Raw genomic sequence first — 1,931 nt, 5'->3', positions numbered from 1 at the left:
TTCTGGACCCCGCCGCATTTCTGGGCGCTGGCGCTGTTCCGCACCGACGACTATGCCCGCGCCGGCGTGCCGATGCTTCCCGTGGTCGCCGGCGCCGACGCGACCCGGCTGCAGATCCTGCTCTACACGATCGTGCTGGTGGCGATCGCCGCCGCGCCCTGGCCGCTCGGCTATTTCGACGCGGTCTACGGGGTCGTCTCGCTGGCGCTCGGCGCCGGCATGCTGTGGCTAGCCATCGAGGTGTTCCGCAAGCGCGAGCGCCTCGCCTCGCTGCGCGCGAACCGCAAGCTGTTCGGCTTCTCGATCCTGTACCTGTTCGCGCTGTTCGCGACGCTCGGGCTCGAGGCGGTGGCGCGCATGATTGCGCCGCTGATCTGGTAGGGGCATGCGGGGGCAGGAAGGCATGGCGACCGCGATGGCAGATCCGAACGAGCCCGAGGGCGTCGTCCTCACCGAGGCGCAGCTGCGCAGCCGCCGCCGGCGTTCGATCGCGATCGCGCTCGCGCTCGGCGTGCTGGTGGTGCTGTTCTTCGCCGTGACCATGGTGAAGGGTCCGATCGTGCTGAAGCGGCCGATGTAGGAATGCGATGCAGGACGGTGTGAGGCAGACCGGGACGATGGCGAGCGACGACCAGACCCCTCCGACATCAGCGCAAGCTGCCGACGGCCAGGCCGCGCCCCGCCGTGGCATCGGCCGCGACGCGCTGGTCGGCTGCATCTGCGGCGCCGTGGTCGCGCTGATGGTCGGCGCGTCCTACGCCGCCGTGCCGTTCTACAACTGGTTCTGCCGCGCCACCGGATTCAACGGCACCACCCAGGTCGCCATCTCGGCGCCGTCCTCCGCGCCGCTGGCGCGCCGCATCAGCGTCCGGTTCGACGCCAACGTTGCCGGCGGGCTGCCCTGGAAGTTCGAGCCCGAGAAGACCGAGATCGAGGTCGCCATCGGCGAGGTCGTCACGGTCTACTACACCGTCACCAACCAGTCGGCGCGCACCACCATGGCGCAGGCCGCCTACAACGTGACACCGCTGACCTCGGGCGCCTACTTCCAGAAGATCAACTGCTTCTGCTTCACCGAACAGACCATGGCCCCGGGCGAGACCCGCGAGATGCCGGTCGTGTTCTATGTCGATCCGGCGATCACGGCCGATCACGAGAACGACAGCCTGAAGACGATCACGCTGTCCTACACCTTCTATCCCGTCCGCGACGCCGCCCCGAAGCCGGTCGCCGCGGGCGAGCCGGACAAGCCGCGGGGCAGCCTATGACCGCGGTGACCTCCGGCATCCGGGGACCATTTCTGAACGACACTGTTCTGAACGACGCTGTTCCGAACGACACTTTGCCGGGGCGACCGGCTGCGATCTGGGGAGAGACTTGCCATGGCTGAGGCGCACGCCAAGCATCACGACTACCATCTGGTTGATCCGAGCCCCTGGCCGTTCGTCGGCTCGGTGTCGGCCTTCATCATGGCGTTCGGCGCGATCGGCTGGATGCACAAGATGTTCGGCGCCGCGCCGATCGTGTTCGGCATCGGCCTGATCGGCGTGCTCTACACGATGGCGAGCTGGTGGGGCGACGTCATCAAGGAAGCCCAGTACAAGGGCGACCACACCCGCGTGGTGCAGCTGCATCACCGCTACGGCATGATCCTGTTCATCGCCTCCGAGGTGATGTTCTTCGTCGCCTGGTTCTGGGCCTATTTCAACGTCGCGCTGTTCCCGGGCTACGAGGTGCAGGCCACCCGCGACGCGCTGATCGGCGGCGTCTGGCCGCCCAAGGGCATCGAGACCTTCGACCCCTGGCACCTGCCGCTGCTCAACACGCTGATCCTGCTGACCTCGGGCACGACCGTCACCTGGGCGCACCACGCGCTGCTCGAAGGCGATCGCAAGGGCCTGAAATANGGCCTGATCCTGACCATCCTGCTC

The 1,931-nt window shown here is 67.5% G+C and carries 4 protein-coding genes; all 4 read left to right on the top strand.

Features of this window, described 5'->3' with window-relative positions; translation table 11 throughout:
- Nucleotides 1–381 (top strand): UbiA family prenyltransferase (locus BRAS3809_RS20520; RefSeq protein ID WP_035657231.1); only part of this gene is annotated, 381 nt, incomplete at its 5' end.
- Nucleotides 382–403: 22 nt separating this feature from the next.
- Nucleotides 404–580 (top strand): cytochrome c oxidase system small membrane protein, encoded by a 177-nt coding sequence (locus tag BRAS3809_RS20515; protein ID WP_008963961.1) that lies wholly within the window; start codon nucleotides 404–406, stop codon nucleotides 578–580.
- Nucleotides 581–587: 7 nt separating this feature from the next.
- The gene (locus BRAS3809_RS20510; protein WP_008963960.1) at nucleotides 588–1,268 is read left to right on the top strand and encodes a cytochrome c oxidase assembly protein; all 681 of its coding nucleotides are present in this window, start codon (nucleotides 588–590) and stop codon (nucleotides 1,266–1,268) included.
- 114 nt (nucleotides 1,269–1,382) lie between these two features.
- On the top strand, nucleotides 1,383–1,931 hold a 549-nt coding region (locus BRAS3809_RS20505), incomplete at its 3' end, for a cytochrome c oxidase subunit 3 (protein ID WP_035657228.1).

The sequence above is a fragment of the Bradyrhizobium sp. STM 3809 genome (genome assembly GCF_000239795.1).
In the GTDB taxonomy this organism is placed as follows: Bacteria; Pseudomonadota; Alphaproteobacteria; order Rhizobiales; family Xanthobacteraceae; genus Bradyrhizobium.
Note: the sequence above shows the minus strand (reverse complement) of the source record. Positions and strands in the feature narration are given on the sequence as shown.

Coding starts and splice junctions, on each gene's coding strand:
- BRAS3809_RS20515 (WP_008963961.1), top strand. CDS start 404: ATGGCGACCGCGATGGCAGATCCGAACGAGCCCGAGGGCGTCGTCCTC.
- BRAS3809_RS20510 (WP_008963960.1), top strand. CDS start 588: ATGCAGGACGGTGTGAGGCAGACCGGGACGATGGCGAGCGACGACCAG.